14 protein-coding genes are annotated in these 16,632 nt (G+C 65.7%); 12 read left to right on the forward strand and 2 right to left on the reverse strand.

All coding sequences use genetic code 11. The annotated features are described in order from the left end of the window. The first annotated feature begins 35 nt into the window (after nucleotides 1-35). Nucleotides 36-3,188 (forward strand): DUF4981 domain-containing protein, encoded by a 3,153-nt coding sequence (locus NHH88_06025; protein ID USX15343.1) that lies wholly within the window; start codon nucleotides 36-38, stop codon nucleotides 3,186-3,188. A gap of 202 nt (nucleotides 3,189-3,390) precedes the next feature. Then, on the forward strand, nucleotides 3,391-4,443 hold the full coding sequence (locus NHH88_06030) for a LacI family DNA-binding transcriptional regulator (protein ID USX15344.1): 1,053 nt from the start codon (nucleotides 3,391-3,393) through the stop codon (nucleotides 4,441-4,443). Between the two features lie 80 nt (nucleotides 4,444-4,523). On the opposite strand, the gene NHH88_06035 is transcribed toward NHH88_06030, so the two are convergent. Together NHH88_06035 and ffh are read right to left on the reverse strand one after the other, a co-directional pair. Continuing rightward, nucleotides 4,524-4,922 (reverse strand): SWIB/MDM2 domain-containing protein, encoded by a 399-nt coding sequence (locus NHH88_06035; protein ID USX15345.1) that lies wholly within the window; start codon nucleotides 4,920-4,922, stop codon nucleotides 4,524-4,526. A 212-nt stretch (nucleotides 4,923-5,134) separates the two neighbouring features. Further along, nucleotides 5,135-6,502: a signal recognition particle protein gene (gene ffh, locus NHH88_06040; GenBank protein ID USX15346.1), complete on the reverse strand. Its 1,368-nt coding sequence runs from the start codon at nucleotides 6,500-6,502 to the stop codon at nucleotides 5,135-5,137. Between the two features lie 205 nt (nucleotides 6,503-6,707). Here ffh and NHH88_06045 point away from each other — a divergent pair, with 205 nt between their 5' ends. The 10 genes from NHH88_06045 to ampD all read left to right on the forward strand — a co-directional run bounded on the left by NHH88_06045 (nucleotide 6,708) and on the right by ampD (nucleotide 16,559). Further along, complete coding sequence (locus NHH88_06045; protein USX15347.1) at nucleotides 6,708-7,760, forward strand: YjgN family protein; 1,053 nt, start codon at nucleotides 6,708-6,710, stop codon at nucleotides 7,758-7,760. A gap of 8 nt (nucleotides 7,761-7,768) precedes the next feature. Next, on the forward strand, nucleotides 7,769-8,794 hold the full coding sequence (locus tag NHH88_06050) for a M48 family metallopeptidase (protein ID USX15348.1): 1,026 nt from the start codon (nucleotides 7,769-7,771) through the stop codon (nucleotides 8,792-8,794). 205 nt (nucleotides 8,795-8,999) lie between these two features. Further along, nucleotides 9,000-9,962, forward strand: coding sequence for an ABC transporter substrate-binding protein (locus NHH88_06055; GenBank protein USX17274.1), 963 nt, complete (start codon nucleotides 9,000-9,002; stop codon nucleotides 9,960-9,962). Continuing rightward, complete coding sequence (locus NHH88_06060) at nucleotides 9,963-10,793, forward strand: ABC transporter permease (GenBank protein ID USX15349.1); 831 nt, start codon at nucleotides 9,963-9,965, stop codon at nucleotides 10,791-10,793. Then, nucleotides 10,793-11,590, forward strand: coding sequence for an ABC transporter ATP-binding protein (locus NHH88_06065; protein ID USX15350.1), 798 nt, complete (start codon nucleotides 10,793-10,795; stop codon nucleotides 11,588-11,590). The genes NHH88_06060 and NHH88_06065 overlap by 1 nt, the downstream gene beginning before the upstream one ends. 22 nt (nucleotides 11,591-11,612) lie before the next feature. Further along, nucleotides 11,613-12,416 (forward strand): cytochrome c biogenesis protein CcsA, encoded by an 804-nt coding sequence (gene ccsA, locus NHH88_06070; protein ID USX15351.1) that lies wholly within the window; start codon nucleotides 11,613-11,615, stop codon nucleotides 12,414-12,416. Beyond that, entirely contained in the window at nucleotides 12,413-12,745 is a 333-nt protein-coding gene (locus NHH88_06075) for a hypothetical protein (protein ID USX15352.1), read from the forward strand. The genes ccsA and NHH88_06075 overlap by 4 nt, the downstream gene beginning before the upstream one ends. Nucleotides 12,746-12,754: 9 nt before the next feature. Further along, entirely contained in the window at nucleotides 12,755-14,452 is a 1,698-nt protein-coding gene (locus NHH88_06080; GenBank protein ID USX15353.1) for an ATP-binding protein, read from the forward strand. A 14-nt stretch (nucleotides 14,453-14,466) separates the two neighbouring features. Then, nucleotides 14,467-15,933 (forward strand): sigma-54 dependent transcriptional regulator, encoded by a 1,467-nt coding sequence (locus NHH88_06085; protein ID USX15354.1) that lies wholly within the window; start codon nucleotides 14,467-14,469, stop codon nucleotides 15,931-15,933. Continuing rightward, entirely contained in the window at nucleotides 15,930-16,559 is a 630-nt protein-coding gene (gene ampD, locus NHH88_06090; protein ID USX15355.1) for a 1,6-anhydro-N-acetylmuramyl-L-alanine amidase AmpD, read from the forward strand. Before NHH88_06085 ends, ampD begins: the two co-directional genes overlap by 4 nt. Nucleotides 16,560-16,632 lie beyond the last annotated feature (73 nt).

The following is a 16,632-nucleotide window of genomic DNA, read 5'->3' on the forward strand; positions in this document are numbered from 1 at the left end:
TTTTGGAACAAAAACAATAAAGGAGATACAGACACATGGCAAAACCGATGGCAGCACAGATGACACTCCGCCTTTCCGTCCACGCATGCCTGCTGGCGCTGGCCAGCTTGTCCATGGGGGCGGCCCACGCCGCGCCTCCCACCGAGTGGGAACAGCCCGAAGTGGTCGCCGTCAACCGCGAGCCGATGAAGGCGACCTTCTTCAATTTCGAGAGCAGGGAAAAGGCGATCGCCGCCGATCCGGCCGCGTCGAAGTATTATCTGTCGCTCGACGGCACCTGGTCGTTCGCGTACTCCGAGCGGCCCGAGACCCGGCCCAAGGACTTCTACCGCGACGGCTTCGACCTCGCCGGCTGGAAGACGATCCAGGTGCCCGGCATGATCCAGGCGCAGGGCTTCGGCAAGCCCATCTTCACCAATATCGATTATCCGTTCCCGATGGCCGAGCCCTTCATTCCGCCCGCGCTCAACGAGGTCGGCTCCTACCGCCGCGACTTCGTCGTGCCCGCCGATTGGGACGGGCGCGATGTGTTCCTGCATGTCGGCGCGGCCGGCGCCGCTTATTACATCTGGGTCAATGGCGAGAAGGTCGGCTATTCGGAGGATTCCAAGCTGCCGTCGGAATTTAATCTGAGCAAGTACGTCAAGCCGGGCAAGAACAGCATCTCGATCGAGGTCTACCGCTGGGCCGACGCCTCGTATCTGGAGGACCAGGACTTCTGGCGCCTGTCCGGCATCGAGCGCAGCGTCTATGTCTACGCGGAGCCGAAGTCGCGCCTGCGCGACTACACGGTCACGGCGCTGCTGGACAAGAAGACTTACAAGGACGGCCTGTTCTCGCTGAACGCCGAGCTGGCCGGCGCGCCGTCGGCGGGCGAGATCGCCGTCACCGTCTATGACGGCGACAAGGCGGTGCTGAACACCGCCGGCCGCGTGCAAGGCGACAAGCTGGCGCTGGACGGCGTGATCCGCAACGTCAAGCCGTGGTCGGCCGAGACGCCTAACCTGTACCGCATGGTCGTCGAATACAAGGACGCGGACGGCAAGCTGCTGTCGGCGACGTCGCGTCGGATCGGCTTCCGCACGGTGGAGGTGGCCGGCGGGGAGGTTCGTGTAAACGGCAAGCGCGTGATGATCAAGGGCACCAACCGCCACGAGCACGATCCGGTCACCTACCGCGTGATGTCGATGGACCTGATGCGCAAGGACATCGAGATGATGAAGCAGGCCAACGTCAACGCCGTGCGCACCTCGCATTATCCGAATGATCCGCGCTGGTACGAGCTCACCGACGAGTACGGCCTGTACGTGATGGACGAGGCCAACATCGAATCGCACGGCTACATGCAGGCCGGCGACCAGGCCATGGAAAAAGGCCTGACGGGCGAACGCGAGAAGATCCAGCTCGGCTACAAACCGCACTGGAAGGCGGCCCACCTGGACCGCGTCTCGCGCATGGTCCAGCGCGACAGGAACCATCCGTCGATCATTTTCTGGTCGCTGGGCAACGAGGCCGGCACCGGCCCCAATTTCGACAACGCCGCCCAGTGGATACGCGACAACGACCCGACCCGCCTGATCAGCTATCTGGGCCACGGCACCATCGGCGAGGAGCACCTGCCCAACACGTACACGGACATCTACGCGCCGATGTACGACGATATCGAGAAGATGGCCGATTACGCGGCCGATTCGCGCTACAAGCAGCCGATGATCCAGTGCGAATATGCGCACGCGATGGGCAACTCGCTGGGCAACTTCGAGGATTATTGGCAGGTCATCCGCGCCAACAAGAAGCTGCAGGGCGGCTTCATCTGGGATTGGGTCGACCAGACCGTCTACATGAACGATGACAAGGGGCGCCGCTTCTGGGCCTCCGGTTTCGACGTCAATCCCAAGAACGGCGACAACAGCGTGGTCGGCGACGGCGTGCTGCGCGCCGACCGCACGCCCGATCCCGAGTATTACGAGGTGCAGAAGGTGTACTCGCCGCTGGTGTTCGAGGGCAAGCCGGCCTCCGGCAACATCACCGTGGTCAACCGCTACGACTTCCGGGACACCTCCGGCCTGGACTTCGACTGGGTGCTCACCAACGACGGCGTCGAGGCGGCCAAGGGCGTGCTGAAGGTGCCGGCGGTGGCCGCCGCCGGCAAGCGCGAGGTTCCACTGCGCCTGCCACGGATCGGCAATGGCGGCGGCGAGCAGGTGCTGACGGTGCGCGCCAAGGCCAGGGACTCGTCCACGATGGGCGTGGCCGCCGGCAGCGTGGTCGGTTGGTCGCAGTTCGTGTTGACGCCGGCGCCGAAGGTGGCGAAGGCGGTCCGTATGGTCAAGCCGTCGCGCAATGGCGACGATATCCGTATCGAGGCCGGCAAGGCCGCGCTACGGATGGACGCGAAGACCGGCTTGATCAACTATATCGTCGACGGCAAGGTCCTGCTCAAGGGCGGCACGCCGAACTTCTGGCGCGGCCTGAACGACAACGACGAGGGCACCGGCGTCGAGAAGACGCACAAGGTCTGGAGGACCTTCACCGAGCAGCGCAATGTCCGCTCGGTGGAGACGGGCGCCAACAGCGTCAAGGTGCTGTACAGCTTTGGCGCCGGCGCGGCCCACTGGGAAACCGTCTACACCCTGAACGCCGACGGCGTGCTGGGCGTGGCATCCACCTTCACGCCGCTGCGCGACGACCTGCCCGATCCGCTGCGCCTCGGCCTGCGCTTCGACAACGACAACTCGCTCGACGGCGTGCGCTGGTATGGCCGTGGACCGCAGGAATCGTACGCCGACCGCAACACCGGCTACGCCATCGGCCGCTACACCGGCAAGGTGGCGGACCAGTATTACGATTACAGCCGTCCGCAGGAAAGCGGCAACAAGACCGACGTGCGCTGGCTGTCGCTGTTCGACGCGGGCGGCGCCGGGATCACCGTCAGGGGCGCGGCGCCGCTGTCGGTCAACGCGCTGGCCTTCCCGTACGAGGACTTGTACCTGCGTCCGCGCGGCACGTGGAAGAGTTCGGAGATCGCGCCGCACGGCGACGGCTCGCTGCTGATCGACCTGGCGCAGGCCGGTGTCGGCGGCGACACCGGCTGGAGCCTGGATGGGCGTCCGCACGCCAAGTACCGCGTCAAGTTGCAGCCGGCCAGCTACAGCTTCACCGTGGCGCCGTCGGCGGTGCGGCAGTAAAACGTCAGCCCCGCCCGCGTTGACCGCGACGCGCGCACTGTGGCTTAGGGGACGTACCCGCAGGGACTCGGCGTCCCCGTACGTCCCCGCATGGCCGTGCGGGTTGGCGGCCGGCGTCAACGCCACGGAAAGCCGGGCGCAATCGCATATAATCAACACTTGAACAACCAAGGAAGCGCTGACCAGCCAGCAAGGGAACCACGTGCCTGTAAAACAAACTGATCGTAGCCAGAGCGGCGCCACCATTTACGACGTGGCGCGCGTTGCCGGAGTATCGGCCATGACGGTGTCGCGGGTCATGAACGGCAACTCGCACGTCTCCGACGCCACGCGCGACAAGGTGACGGCGGCTATCGCATCCCTGAACTACCAGGTCAACTTCGCAGCCCGCGCGGCCCGCGTCGGCACCCTGGGCGTCGGCCTGCTCTACAGCAACCCCAGCTCGGCCTACATGAGCGCCTTCCTGGTCGGCGCGATGGACCAGTGCAGCCAGAGCGGCGGGCAGTTGATCCTGGAGCGCTGCGACGACTTGCGCAGCCAGCGCAGCGCCATCGCCCGCCTGATCGCCAATGGCGCCGACGGCATCCTGGTGCCGCCGCCGTTGTGCGATTCCAAATCCGCGTTGAAGCAGCTCGACCAGATCGGCATGCCGACCGTGGCGATCGCCACCGGCCGGCCGGTGGCGGGCGTGTCGGCCGTGCGCATCGACGATTACGAAGGCGCGATGGCGATGATGCGCTACCTGCTGGGACGCGGCCACAAGGACATCGCCTTCATCCAGGGCGATCCGCTGCACACGCCGGCGCTGCTGCGCTACAAGGCCTACCAGGACGCCATGGCCGAAGCCGGCCTGGCCGTCTTGCCGGAGCGCGTCGCGCCCGGCCTGTTCACGTACCGCTCGGGCCTGACGGCCGCGCGCCAGCTGCTGGCGCACAAGACCCGGCCGAGCGCCATCTTCGCCGCCAACGACGACATGGCCGCCGCCGTGGTGGCGGTGGCGCACGGCCTGCATCTGCAGGTGCCGGAGGACCTGGTGGTGTGCGGCTTCGACGACACGCCGGTCGCCACCACGGTCTGGCCGGAGCTGACAACTATCCACCAGCCGATCAGCGACATGGCGCGCGCCGCCGTCGACCTGCTGATCGACCAGATCCGGCGCCGCCGCGCGGGCGACCCCGCCCCCGTGCAACACAAGCTGCTGCCGTTCACCCTGATCACGCGCGAATCGTCCGACGCCTCGCTGGCCGGCACCTGACCCCGGAGTTGCGGCAAAAAAAATGCCTCCGTCGCGTGGGCGAGGGAGGCATCTCCGGCGCGGCCTTGCGGCCGCTGCGCTTATTTCAGGTGGTCGGAAATGAGCTTGGTCATTTCGAACATGGACACTTGGGCTTTGCCGCCGAATACAGCCTTCAGCTTGTCGTCGGCGTTGATCATGCGGCGGTTGGCCGGATCTTGCAGGTCGAGCTTCTTGATGTAGTCCCAGACTTTTTTGGTCACTTCGGTACGTGGCAGCGGGGTGGCGCCCACGACGGCTGCGAGCACGGTCGACGGGGTCATCGCTTTCATGAATGCGGCATTCGGTTTGCGTGCGGCGGCCGGTGCCGCGGCTTTTTTCACTGCGGCTGGTTTGGCTGCTGCTTCTTTTGCTGGTGCTGCTTTTTTCGCGGCTGCCGGTTTAGCGGCCGCGGCCTTCTTAGCTGGTGCTGCTGCTGGGGTTTTTTTGGCTGTTGCCATTCTCGAGCCTCCTTAACGAACACATGGAAAATTGCGCAATTGATCGCACCGGCTAATATTGGTGGGGTTTTAAGCCTTATGCAAGTCTTTTTCGCGTTTTTGCCCGGAAACACCACGTAAATACCTGCCTACGTGGGCCACTGCACCGTCCAAGGGCGCAAACCCGCTTATTTCCCCGTGTCCGCGCCGCTTTGGCGCACCAATTGTCCGCCTTAGCGCATGCCCGGCATCATGCCCTTCATCGAGCGCATCATCTTCATCATGCCGCCGCCGGAGAGCTTTTTCATCATCGATTGCATCTGTTCGAACTGGGTCAGCATGCGGTTCACTTCCTGCACCTGGACGCCGGCGCCGGCGGCGATGCGGCGCTTGCGGGTGGCCTTGATCAGTTCCGGCTTGGCCCGTTCCTGCGGCGTCATCGAATCGATGATGCCGACCATGCGCCGCACCTGCTTGTCGGCCTGGTCCATGTTGGCGCCGCCGGCGGCCTGCTGGAACTGCGCCGGCAGCTTGTCGACCAGGCTGGCCATGCCGCCCATTTTCTTCATCTGGCCCAGTTGCGCCTTGAAGTCGTTCATGTCGAACTTGCCGCCGACCTTCATCTTCTGCGCCAGGTCGGCCGCCGCCTTGCTGTCGACGCCTTTGCGGGCCTCTTCCACCAGCGCCATGATGTCGCCCATGCCCAGCACGCGGTTGGCCATGCGGGCCGGGTCGAACGCTTCCAGGCCGTCGAGTTTTTCGGACACGCCGGCGAACTTGATCGGCTTGCCGGTGATGTGGCGCACCGACAGCGCCGCGCCGCCGCGCGAATCGCCGTCGAGCTTGGTCAGCACGATGCCGGTCAGCGGCAGCGCGTCGTTGAAGGCCTTGGCGGTGTTGATGGCGTCCTGGCCGAGCATGGCGTCGACCACGAACAGGGTTTCGATCGGCTTGACGGCCGCGTGCACGGCGGCGATCTCGGTCATCATCGCCTCGTCGATGCCAAGGCGGCCGGCGGTGTCGATGATCAGCACGTCGTGGTAGTGCTTCTTGGCCCAGTCGAGCGCGGCGAGCGCGATGTCGACCGGCTTGTCCTGCACGGTGGACGGGAAGAAGTCGGCGCCGACCTGGGCGGTGACCGATTGCAGCTGGGCGATCGCGGCCGGACGGTAGACGTCGGCCGACACCGTCAGCACCTTCTTCTTCTTTTCTTCCTTCAGGTACTTGGCCAGCTTGCCGACGGTGGTGGTTTTACCGACACCCTGCAGACCGGCCATCAGGATGATCGCCGGCGGCTGCTGGGCAAAGCTCAGCTGCGTGGCCTCCGGGCCGAGGTCGGCGCCCATCAAGGTGGCCAACTCGCGCTGCACCACGCCCACCAGCGCCTGGCCCGGCGTGAGCGACGAGATCACTTCCTCGCCCAGGGCTTTTTCCTTGACCCGGGCGATGAATTCGCGCACGGCCGGCAGGGCGACGTCGGCCTCGAGCAGCGCCATGCGTACTTCGCGCAGCATCTCGGCGGTGTTGGCTTCGGTCAGGCGGGCCTCGCCGCGCATCGTTTTGACGACCTTGGCAAGGCGTTGGGTAAGATTATCTAGCATGTGGGGACCTGCAAAACGGTAGGGTGGGCCGGCGGAGGCCGGACAATGGCCGTCATTTTACCGCATCGCGCGGCGGCGGCAGGCATGACGGACCGTTATCAAAAAGTATAATTTCTCATTGACAACACCGTGACTTGAAGGCATCGTCTTGCTTTGCGCGTGCCCAAGCGTTGGCGCGCTTATTCTAATTAGAGGATGTCCCCCCATGAAGCAGTTTCAGACGGAGCCCGATGCGCAGCCGGAGCGCCTGCGTTTTCACGCCACCGGCGGCGAGTACTTCCGCATCTGGATCGTCAACCTGTTGCTGACCATCGTCACGCTGGGCATTTATTCCGCCTGGGCCAAGGTGCGCCGCAACCAGTATTTTTATTCGAGCACGCAGCTGGCCGGCAGCAGCTTCGAATACCACGGCAATCCGGTCGCCATCCTCAAGGGCCGCATCGTGGCGGCGGTGGTGTTCGCGATCTACTTTTTCGGCGCCCAGGTGTCGCCGGTGCTGTCGCTGATCGCGCTGGTGGTCATGGCCGGCGCGGCGCCCTGGTTCGTCTGGCGCAGCTTCCAGTTCCGGCTGTATAACTCGGCCTATCGCGGCATCCGCTTCCGCTTTGTCGCGGATGTGCGCGACGCCTACGTCAACTACCTGGTGCGCCCTTGGCTCAACGCCGTGAGCGCCGGCCTGGCCGCGCCGTTCGTGCACCAGCGCGCCAAGGCCTGGCAGGTCGATGAAAGCCGTTTCGGCCAGGCGCGCTTTTCGTTCGACGCCGGCGTCGGCGACTTTTATAAACTGTATGGCTGCTTCGTGCTGGCCGGCGGCGCCGGCATCGGCCTGACGATCTGGCTGATCCTGTCCGGCGGGCCGCTGTCGCCCGACGCGCCCGGCTACGCCGCGAACCGCCAGATGGAAACCGGCTTTGTGATCATGGCGATCTACGCCTGGCTGTTGCTGCTCGCGCCGCTGTTCATCAACATGGTGCAGAACATGGTGTGGAACCACACCAGCCTTGAGCAGCACCGCTTCCAGTCCGACGTCAAATGGGGCCGCATGCTGTTCATCACCGTGACCAATTACCTGGCCGTGATCTGCACGCTGGGCCTGTTCCTGCCGTTCGCCCGCGTGCGCTCGATGCGCTACCGGATCGAGTCGCTGATGCTGGTGCCGAGCGGCAGCCTGGACGACGTGCTGGCCGGCGCAGACGGCGACGTCAGCGCCACCGGCGAAGGCATGGCCGAGTTCATGGACTTCGATTTTTCGCTGTGAGCGGCGGGATGGAAGCGCCGCCGCCCGGGCCGGTGCCGGCCCGCTATTTCGACGGCAAGAGCTCGCGCCTGCACCGGGTGACGCTGGAGGTGCGCGACGGCGTGGCGCGGCTGGCCGGCGACGTCGAGCGCGAGGCCCCGCTGGCCGCCTTGCGGGTGTCGGAGCGCAGCCGCCACGCCGCGCGCAAGGTCACGTTCGCCGACGGCGCCTGGCTGGAGGTCGACGACGCGGACGCGTTCGCGCGGCTGCTGGCGCAAACCGGCCACCGGGACGGCGCGGTGGTGCGCTGGCAAAACAGCTGGCGCGCCGCGCTGGGGGCGCTGGCCACCACCGTGGTGGTGCTGGTGGCCGGCTATGTGTACGTGCTGCCGGCGGCGGCCGGCTGGATCGCGCAAGCGGTGCCGCAGCGCGTCGAGCGCCAGCTGGGGCAGGGCGTGTTGCAGATACTCGATGGCCGGATGCTGGGGCCGACGCGGCTGACGGCGGCGCGCCAGGAGCAGTTGCGGCGGCAGTTCGCGGCGATGACCGCGCCCGAGGCGGAGGCGCCGTCGTGGCGGCTGGTGTTTCGCAGCAGCCGCGTCGGCCCGAACGCCTTCGCGCTGCCGTCCGGCGACATCGTCATGACCGACGAGCTGGTCGCGCTGCTGGGCGACGACCAGGCGGTGATGGGCGTGCTGGCGCATGAGCTGGGTCATTTGCACCGGCGCCACCTGACGCGGCGCATCGTCCAAAGCTCGGCCGTCGCGGCCACCACCTGGCTGGTGTTCGGCGACATCTCCTCGATCATGACGACCCTGCCCACGCTTGTGCTGGACATGAAGTACTCGCGCGACGCCGAGTACGAGGCCGACGATTACGCGGTGGCCATGTTGCGCCATAACCGCATCGACCCGTCGCATCTGGCGGCGGCGTTCGCCAAGCTGGACAAGGAGGACGGCGACGCCGCCGCCACGCCTTCCCCCTATCTGTCCAGCCATCCCGCCAGCGCCGAACGCATCGCGCGCATCCGCGCGTCCCGGGCCGGCGCACCGTAAAGCATGATTTCGCGCAATGCCGGCCTAGTTTCCCCAAGGTATATATTACCGTTGGTGTAGACGTCGCCGGCATCGCGGCCAGGGCCGCCGCAAGGCGATAGGCAAGCGAACCGTAGCTTGGTATGATCGAAACACCATAACGCGGCCGCCGGCCAGGACACTATCTATATAGGAGAAACGGATGAAACGGAAATCGATCAACGGGATGTTGGCGGCAGGCGTGGCGGTGGGCTTACTGATGGGCGCCGGCGTCGCCCGCGCGCAGGACGTGGTCCGGCTGGGCAACCTGAAGTTCGCCCACTACGGCGCCGTCTCCTATATAAAAGAGATCGCGCCCAAGTGCGGCATCAAGGTCGAGGAGCATATCTTCGCCAAGGGGCTGGACGTGATGCAGGCCATCATCGCCGGCGAGCTCGACATCGGCACCACGGCCTCGGAGGCGGCCATCTCCGGCCGCGCCGGCGGCGCGCCGATCTACGTGGTGGCCGGCTTCGCCAAGGGCGGGGCGCGGCTGGTCGGGCGCACCGACCTGAACCTGAAAACCGTCAAGGACCTCAAGGGCAAGCGGGTCGGCGTCACGCGCGGCGGCATCCAGGAGGTGCTGCTGCTGGCCGAGCTGCAAAAGAACGGCATGACGTTCGCCGACCAGCCGGGCAAGGACGTGCAACTGGTGTTCCTGGCTTACGCCGACCTGAATCAGGCCCTCTTGGGTAAGAACATCGACGCCATGATGCAGTCCGAGCCGCAATCCTCGCAGGCCATCAACAAGGGCTTCGGCACCGAGATGATCAAGCCCTACGACACGCCGATCGGCGAGCCGGTGCGCACCATGGTCATGACCGAGAAGTTCTACAAGGAGCGCCGGCCGGTGGCCGAGAAGTTCATGAACTGCTTCGTGCAGGCGACCAAGAGCTTCATCGAGAACAAGGCGCTGGCCGAGAAGTACGTGCGCGAGGTGGTGTTCAAGGGCCAGATCACCAAGGACGATTTCGACGACGCCATCGGCAATTCGCCGTACAGCTACGACATCACGCCCGAGCATATCCAGATCACCACCGACGTCATGGTCAAGACGGGCGTCGGCCGCATGAGCAAACCGCCGCTGGCCAAGGAATGGGTCAAGACCGACCTGCTCGACGCGGCCAAGAAGAACCTGGGCGTGAAGTAAATGGCCGCCGGCTCGAAGTCCTCGTGGCGGCAGGCCGCCGTCGGCATGGTGGTGCCGGCCCTGGTCATCGCGCTGTGGCAGGCGGTGGCGATGCTTGGATGGGTCAATCCGCAGGTGCTGCCGTCGCCGCTGGCGGTGGTGGAAAAGTGGATCGCCTACCTGCTGCCGCTGCAGCCCTACGACCCGGCCGCCGAGAGCTGGCTGTCGTGGGCCGTCTCCGGCGAACTGATCACCGATTCGATCGGCAGCCTGTATCGGGTGGTGGTGGGTTTCGTCATCGGCGCCGGGCTGGCGCTGCCGATCGGACTGGCCATGGGCGCCAACCCGCGCGTGTACGACTGGCTCAATCCCCTGGTGCAGCTGCTGCGGCCCATCCCGCCGATCGCCTACATCCCGCTGTCGATCCTGTGGTTCGGGCTCGGTAATCCGCCGGCCGTGTTCCTGATCGCGCTGGGCGCCTTCTTCCCGGTGCTGATGAACACCATCGCCGGCGTGCGCCAGGTCGACGGCATCTACCTGCGCGCGGCGCGCAACCTGGGCGCCACCGGCGGCACCATGTTCCTGCGCGTGATCCTGCCGGCCGCGGTGCCATATATATTGTCCGGCGTGCGGATCGGCATCGGCACCGCCTTCATCGTGGTGATCGTCTCCGAGATGATCGCCGTGAACAACGGCCTCGGTTTCCGCATCCTCGAGGCGCGCGAGTACTTCTGGTCCGACAAAATCATCGCCGGCATGATCAGCATCGGCTTGATCGGCCTGGCCATCGACGTCGGCATGAACAAGCTGAATAACCACCTGCTGCGCTGGCACCGCGGATTGGAGAACTAATGAGCGCTACCCATATCGTGGTATCGAATGTCAGCAAGGTGTTCCAGACCGCCGACCGCGAACTGGTGGCGCTCAAGGACATCAACCTGGAGATCCCGCAGGGGCAGTTCGTGTGCCTGCTGGGGCCTTCCGGCTGCGGCAAATCCACCTTGCTCAACGCGGTGGCGGGCTTCGCGCCGCCGACGTCGGGCACCATCACCGCCGACGGCAAGCTGGTGACCGGTCCGGGACCGGAGCGTGGCATGGTGTTCCAGGAGTACGCGCTGTTCCCGTGGATGACGGTGGCCGACAACGTCGCCTTCGGCCTGGAGATCAAGGGCATGGCCAAGGGCGAGATCAACGCCGTCGTCGACAAGCTGCTCGGCATGCTGTCCTTGCAGGACTTCCGCAGCCGCTTTCCCAAGGACCTGTCGGGCGGCATGCGCCAGCGCGTCGCCATCGCCCGCGTGCTGGCGCTGGACTCGCCGATCATGCTGATGGACGAGCCGTTCGGCGCCCTGGACGCGCTGACCCGCCGCAACCTGCAGGACGAGCTGCTGCGCATCTGGTCCGAACTGAAAAAGACCATCATCTTCGTCACCCACAGTATCGAAGAGGCGATCTACCTGGCCGACCGCATCGTCGTCATGACCTACCGGCCCGGCACCGTCAAGCGCGACCTGATCGTCGACCTGCCGCGCATGCGCGATCCGGCCGCCGCCGAATTCAACGCCCTGAAGCGCGAACTGGGGCAGCTGGTCATGGAGGAACAGCAGCGCCACCACAACGACGAATTGCGGATGGCAGCCGTCGACTGAGCGATGGTGTAAACTGCGGACCATGCAGACCTACTTGTTCATCGCAGCCATCGCGCTGTACATCCTGTGCGCCGCCCTGCCATCGCGCCGCGCCGGCCTGATTTCGGCCGTGACGGTGGCCGCCTGGACGCTGCACGGCGCCGGCCTGTGGCTGGAGGTGGCGGCCGCCGGCTCGCTGCGGATCGGTTTCGCGGCCATGCTGTCGTCGGCCTTGTGGGTATCGGTGGCGGCCTACTGGCTGGAAAACCGCAATTTCAGCCTGGACGGCATGCGCCGCCTGGTCATGCCCAGCGCCGCCGTCGCCGCCGCGCTGCAGGCCGTCTTCCCCGGCAACCTGATCCCGCTGGAGGGCAAAACCTCGCTGTTCGGCTGGCATATCGCCATCGCCACCATGGCCTACAGCACCCTGACCATCGCCGCCTTCCACGCCGTGCTGATGGCGTTGCAGGAGGCGCGGCTGCACGCCGCCACCGACCGCAAAAGCTTCCTGTCCGGCGCGCTGGACCAATTGCCGGCGCTGCTGACGATGGAGAAGCTGCTGTTCCGCATGATAGGCTTCGGCTTCGCGCTATTGAGTTTGACGGTGTTGTCGGGCATCGTGTTTTCGGAACAATTGTTCGGCCAGGCGCTCAAATGGGACCACAAGTCGGCGTTTACGCTACTGTCATGGATGTTGTTCGCCGCGCTGCTGGCCGGCCGGCGCTTCCGCGGCTGGCGCGGCAAGACGGCGCTGAGCTTCACCCTGGCCGGATTTGCGACGTTGTTGCTGGCGTATGTCGGCAGCCGTTTTGTGTTTGAAGTGGTTTTGCATAAAGGATGGGCATGAGCCGTATTTTGTTTTGGCTGGGACTGATTTTCCTGGTGATCTTCGCGATCCGCAGCAAAATCCGCAGCGCGCAAAAGCGCAACCAGCAGCAGTTCCGCCAACCGCCGCCGAACCAGGAGGTGCCGCCGGGCGCACCTGGCGCGGGTCAAACCGGCGGTCAGACCGGCGGTCAGACTATATATAAAGCGCGCACCGAAAAAGCGCTGGCCGACGCCGAGACGATGCTCGAATGCGCCAAGTGCGGCATTTTCTTCCCCGCCTCGGAGGCGGTCCACGCCAACGGCCGCGATTACTGCTGCGCGGCGCACGCCGCCGCGCCGGCCGCCTAAGGCCACCGGGTGGTCGCGCGCCTGCAAGCCCTGTCGGCTGAATCGCGCGCCACCTTCTGGCGGTCGCTGCAAACGCTCAACGCCACGCGCGTGGTCATCGCGCTGGTGCTGCTGGTCTACCTGAGTTTCGACAGCCGGGGCCTGCGCGCCGCCGGCGAATATCCCTACCTGCCGATTTGCCTGGCCTATCTGGGCCTGGCGATCGCCTTCGCGCTGACGGCCGTATATTGGCGCCGCCGCTTCCTGCTGCAACTGCTGTCGCAGATCGCCTGCGACCTGGCCATCATCTCGCTGCTGTACCTCGCCGGCGGCGGGGTGCGCAGCGGCCTGGCCATCCTGTATCTGTTCCCGCTGGCCGGTTCGGCCATCCTCTCGCCGCTGGTGCTGGCGCTGTTCTGCACCGCGCTGGTGGCGCTGTTCATGCTGGGCGAGAGCGTGTGGCAGCTGCTGGCGATGGAAAGCCAGCACGGCCTGCTGCAATCGGGCCTGTACGGCGCCGCCTTCTTCGCCGCCGTGCTGGTGGTCAACCGCATGGCCGGAAAATTGATCGGCCAGGAGGAGCTGGCGATCCAGCGCGGTGTCGAAATCAACGTGCAGCAGGCGGTCAACCGCCTGGTGATGGCCAACATCGGCGACGGCATCCTGGTGGTCGATCCGGACGGGCGGGTTTCGGCCGGCAATCCGGCGGCGCGGCAGATGCTCGGACTCGTGGGCCCGGACCTGAACTTCAAGCTGTCGGCGGCCGCGCCGCTGGCGCCGTTGGCGCAGGCGTACGCCGAATGGCGCGACGATCCCGCGCGCAGCACCGTGTTCGTCACCATCAAGCCATTCAGCGACGCCGCGCTGCAAGGGGTGACCGCCGCCTGGAGCGCGCGCCGCGACCTGTCGGCGCACCTCAAGGTGCGCTTCGCGGCGGTCGACACCTCTTCCTCCTCCGGCGTGGGCTTCGAGCGCAGCGTAATTTTTTTGCAGGACGTGACGGGCATCGAAAATCAGGCGCAGCAACTGAAGCTGGCGTCGATGGGGCGCCTGACGGCCAGCATCGCCCACGAGGTGCGCAATCCGCTGTCGGCCATCGGCCACGCCACCGCGCTGCTGGGGGAGGACCTGGACAGCACCGTGCATCTGCGGCTGCTCAAGATCGTCGGCGACAACGTGGCGCGCGTCAACCGCATGGTCGAGGACATCCTGCAGCTGTCGCGCAAGGTGCAGCCGAATAACGAGCCGCTGGCGCTGGACGGCTTCCTGGCCGAATTGCGGTCGGAATTCATCAACAACCACGGCCTGCCGTCGGACATCGTCGGCCTGTCGGTGGCGCCGCGGACGATGGTGCGCTTCGATCCGCTGCACCTGCGCGAGGTGGTGCTTAATCTTTTAAACAACGCCGTGCGCTATGCCAGCGGCGGGCCGCAATCGATCCGCGTCGACCTGCTCACGCATCCGCACCACGCCCAGCGCATGGAACTGCATGTGCAGGACGACGGTCCCGGCATCTCGCCGGAGGTGCGGGCCCACCTGTTCGAGCCGTTTTACACCACATCGAGCAAAGGCACGGGCCTGGGGCTGTATCTGGCGCGCGAATTGTGTTTGAATAACGAGGCCCGGCTCGATTACGAATACCGTTTCGATAGCCGCGACAGCGCCGATGGCGGCCGCCGCTCCAGCGGACGCTTTGTGATCACCTTCGCCCAACCGGCGCAAAAATAAGAAGAGGCAGTGCCATGAGCGAGCGTTCTCCCCGCGTGCTGGTGGTCGACGATGAAGCCGACCTGCGCGAATTGCTGGAACTGACCTTGGTGAAAATGGGACTGGACGTCGACAGCGCCGCCACCCTGGCGGAGGCGCGCGCGCTGCTGGCGGGCGCCGAGCGCGAATATCAGCTGGTGCTGACCGACATGCGCCTGCCCGACGGCCTGGGTCTGGAGCTGGTGCGCGAAGTGAGCGCCGCCCACAAGAACACGCCGATCGCGGTGGTGACGGCCTTCGGCAGCGCCGACAACGCGGTCGTCGCGCTCAAGGCCGGCGCCTTCGATTACATCTCCAAGCCGGTGGCGCTGGACCAATTGCGCCTGATGGTGCGCTCGGCCTTGCGCCTGAACGTGCCGCCGCCGGCCGGGCTGACGGCCAGCGAGGCGCCGATAGCCAGCCGCCTGAAGGGCGATTCGGCGGTGATCCAGTCGTTGCGCGCGCAGATCGCCAGGCTGGCGCGGTCGATGGCGCCGATCGCCATCCACGGCGAATCGGGCAGCGGCAAGGAGCTGGCGGCGCGCGAAATCCACGCGCAAAGCTCGCGCGCGAGCAAACCCTTCATCGCCGTCAACTGCGGCGCCATTCCGGAGGCGCTGATGGAGGCCGAGTTTTTCGGCTACCGCAAGGGCGCCTTCACCGGCGCCGCCGATGACCGGGACGGCTTTTTCCAGGCGGCCAACGGCGGCACCCTGATGCTCGACGAGGTGGCGGACCTGCCGCTGGCGATGCAGGTCAAGCTGCTGCGGGCGATCCAGGAGCGGCGCGTGCGCAAGATTGGCGCAACCGCCGAGGAGCCGGTCGATGTGCGTATTATTAGTGCGACCCATAAGGACCTGGCGCAGTGCGTGGAGCAGGGCAGTTTTCGCCAGGATCTGTTTTACCGCCTGAACGTGATCGAACTGGGTCTGCCGCCGCTGCGCGAGCGGCTCGACGATCTGGGCGTGCTGACCGGCGCGATACTCGAGCGGCTCGGCACATCCGAGCACAGGGCGGCGCTGGGGGAGGGCGTGCTCGATGCGCTGCGCGGCTATTCCTTCCCCGGCAATGTGCGCGAGCTGGAAAACATCCTGGAACGGGCGCTGGCCTTCGCCAACGACGGCGTGATCGAGGTGGCCGACTTGGCGCTCAAGGGCGCGCGGAGCGCCGAGTTGGCGGGACCGATGCCGTCGCCGACGCCGGCGCCGATGTGGATACCGCTGCCGAATATCCCGGCGCAGTCGGACGCCGTGGCGCCGCCGCCCATGCCGGCGCCGCCGCTGCCGGAGCCGCTGCCCGCCAGCCTGCCCGACTACCTGAACCAGATCGAACGCGACATTATCCTGCGCGCGCTGACGCAAACGCAGTTCAACCGCACGCAGGCCGCGCAGCTGCTGGGCATCAGCTTTCGCCAGTTGCGTTATCAAATGCAGAAGCTGAACATCCAGGAGCCGGAGGCGTGAAGGACAGCATTCGCATCGGCGCGGACGGCTGGTGGCCGGCGGCGATCCGCTACGACAGCCCGAACTTCGACTGCCGTCCCGACCCGGCCGACATCACGCTGCTGGTGATCCACAATATCAGCCTGCCGGGCGGCTGTTTCGGCGGTCCCCACGTCTCCGACCTGTTTACCGGCCGGGTGGACTATAATGCTGACCCTTCGTTCGCGGACCTGCGCGGGCTGAAGGTGTCGAGCCATTTTTTTGTCCGCCGCGACGGCCGGGTGATCCAGTACGTCTCGGCCAACGACCGCGCGTGGCACGCCGGCACGTCGTCGTTTCGCGGCCGCGAAAAATGTAACGACTACTCGGTCGGCATCGAGCTCGAAGGCAGCGACGACACGCCGTTCGAGCCGGCGCAGTACGCGGCGCTGGCGGCGCTGACCGAGGCGCTGGCGCAGCGCTATCCGCTGACCGACGTGCAGGGCCACGAGGACATCGCGCCGGGCCGCAAAACGGACCCCGGACCGTTGTTCGATTGGAACTTTTATGTTAAAAGTTGCCGGAAATTCTGTGAAGAAATCCGGATCTCGGAAGCCGGGTTAGTGGGCGCTAGCGCTGTATTGCGCTTTGTAAAAGGCGTTCTGTAAAGTCAACTGAAAAAATGGCGGAAACGTAAAAATTTCCCCTTGTATTAGCCCCATCGGAACACTACAATCAGTG

It is taken from the genome of Oxalobacteraceae bacterium OTU3CAMAD1 (assembly GCA_024123915.1).
In the GTDB taxonomy this organism is placed as follows: Bacteria; Pseudomonadota; Gammaproteobacteria; order Burkholderiales; family Burkholderiaceae_D; genus Rugamonas.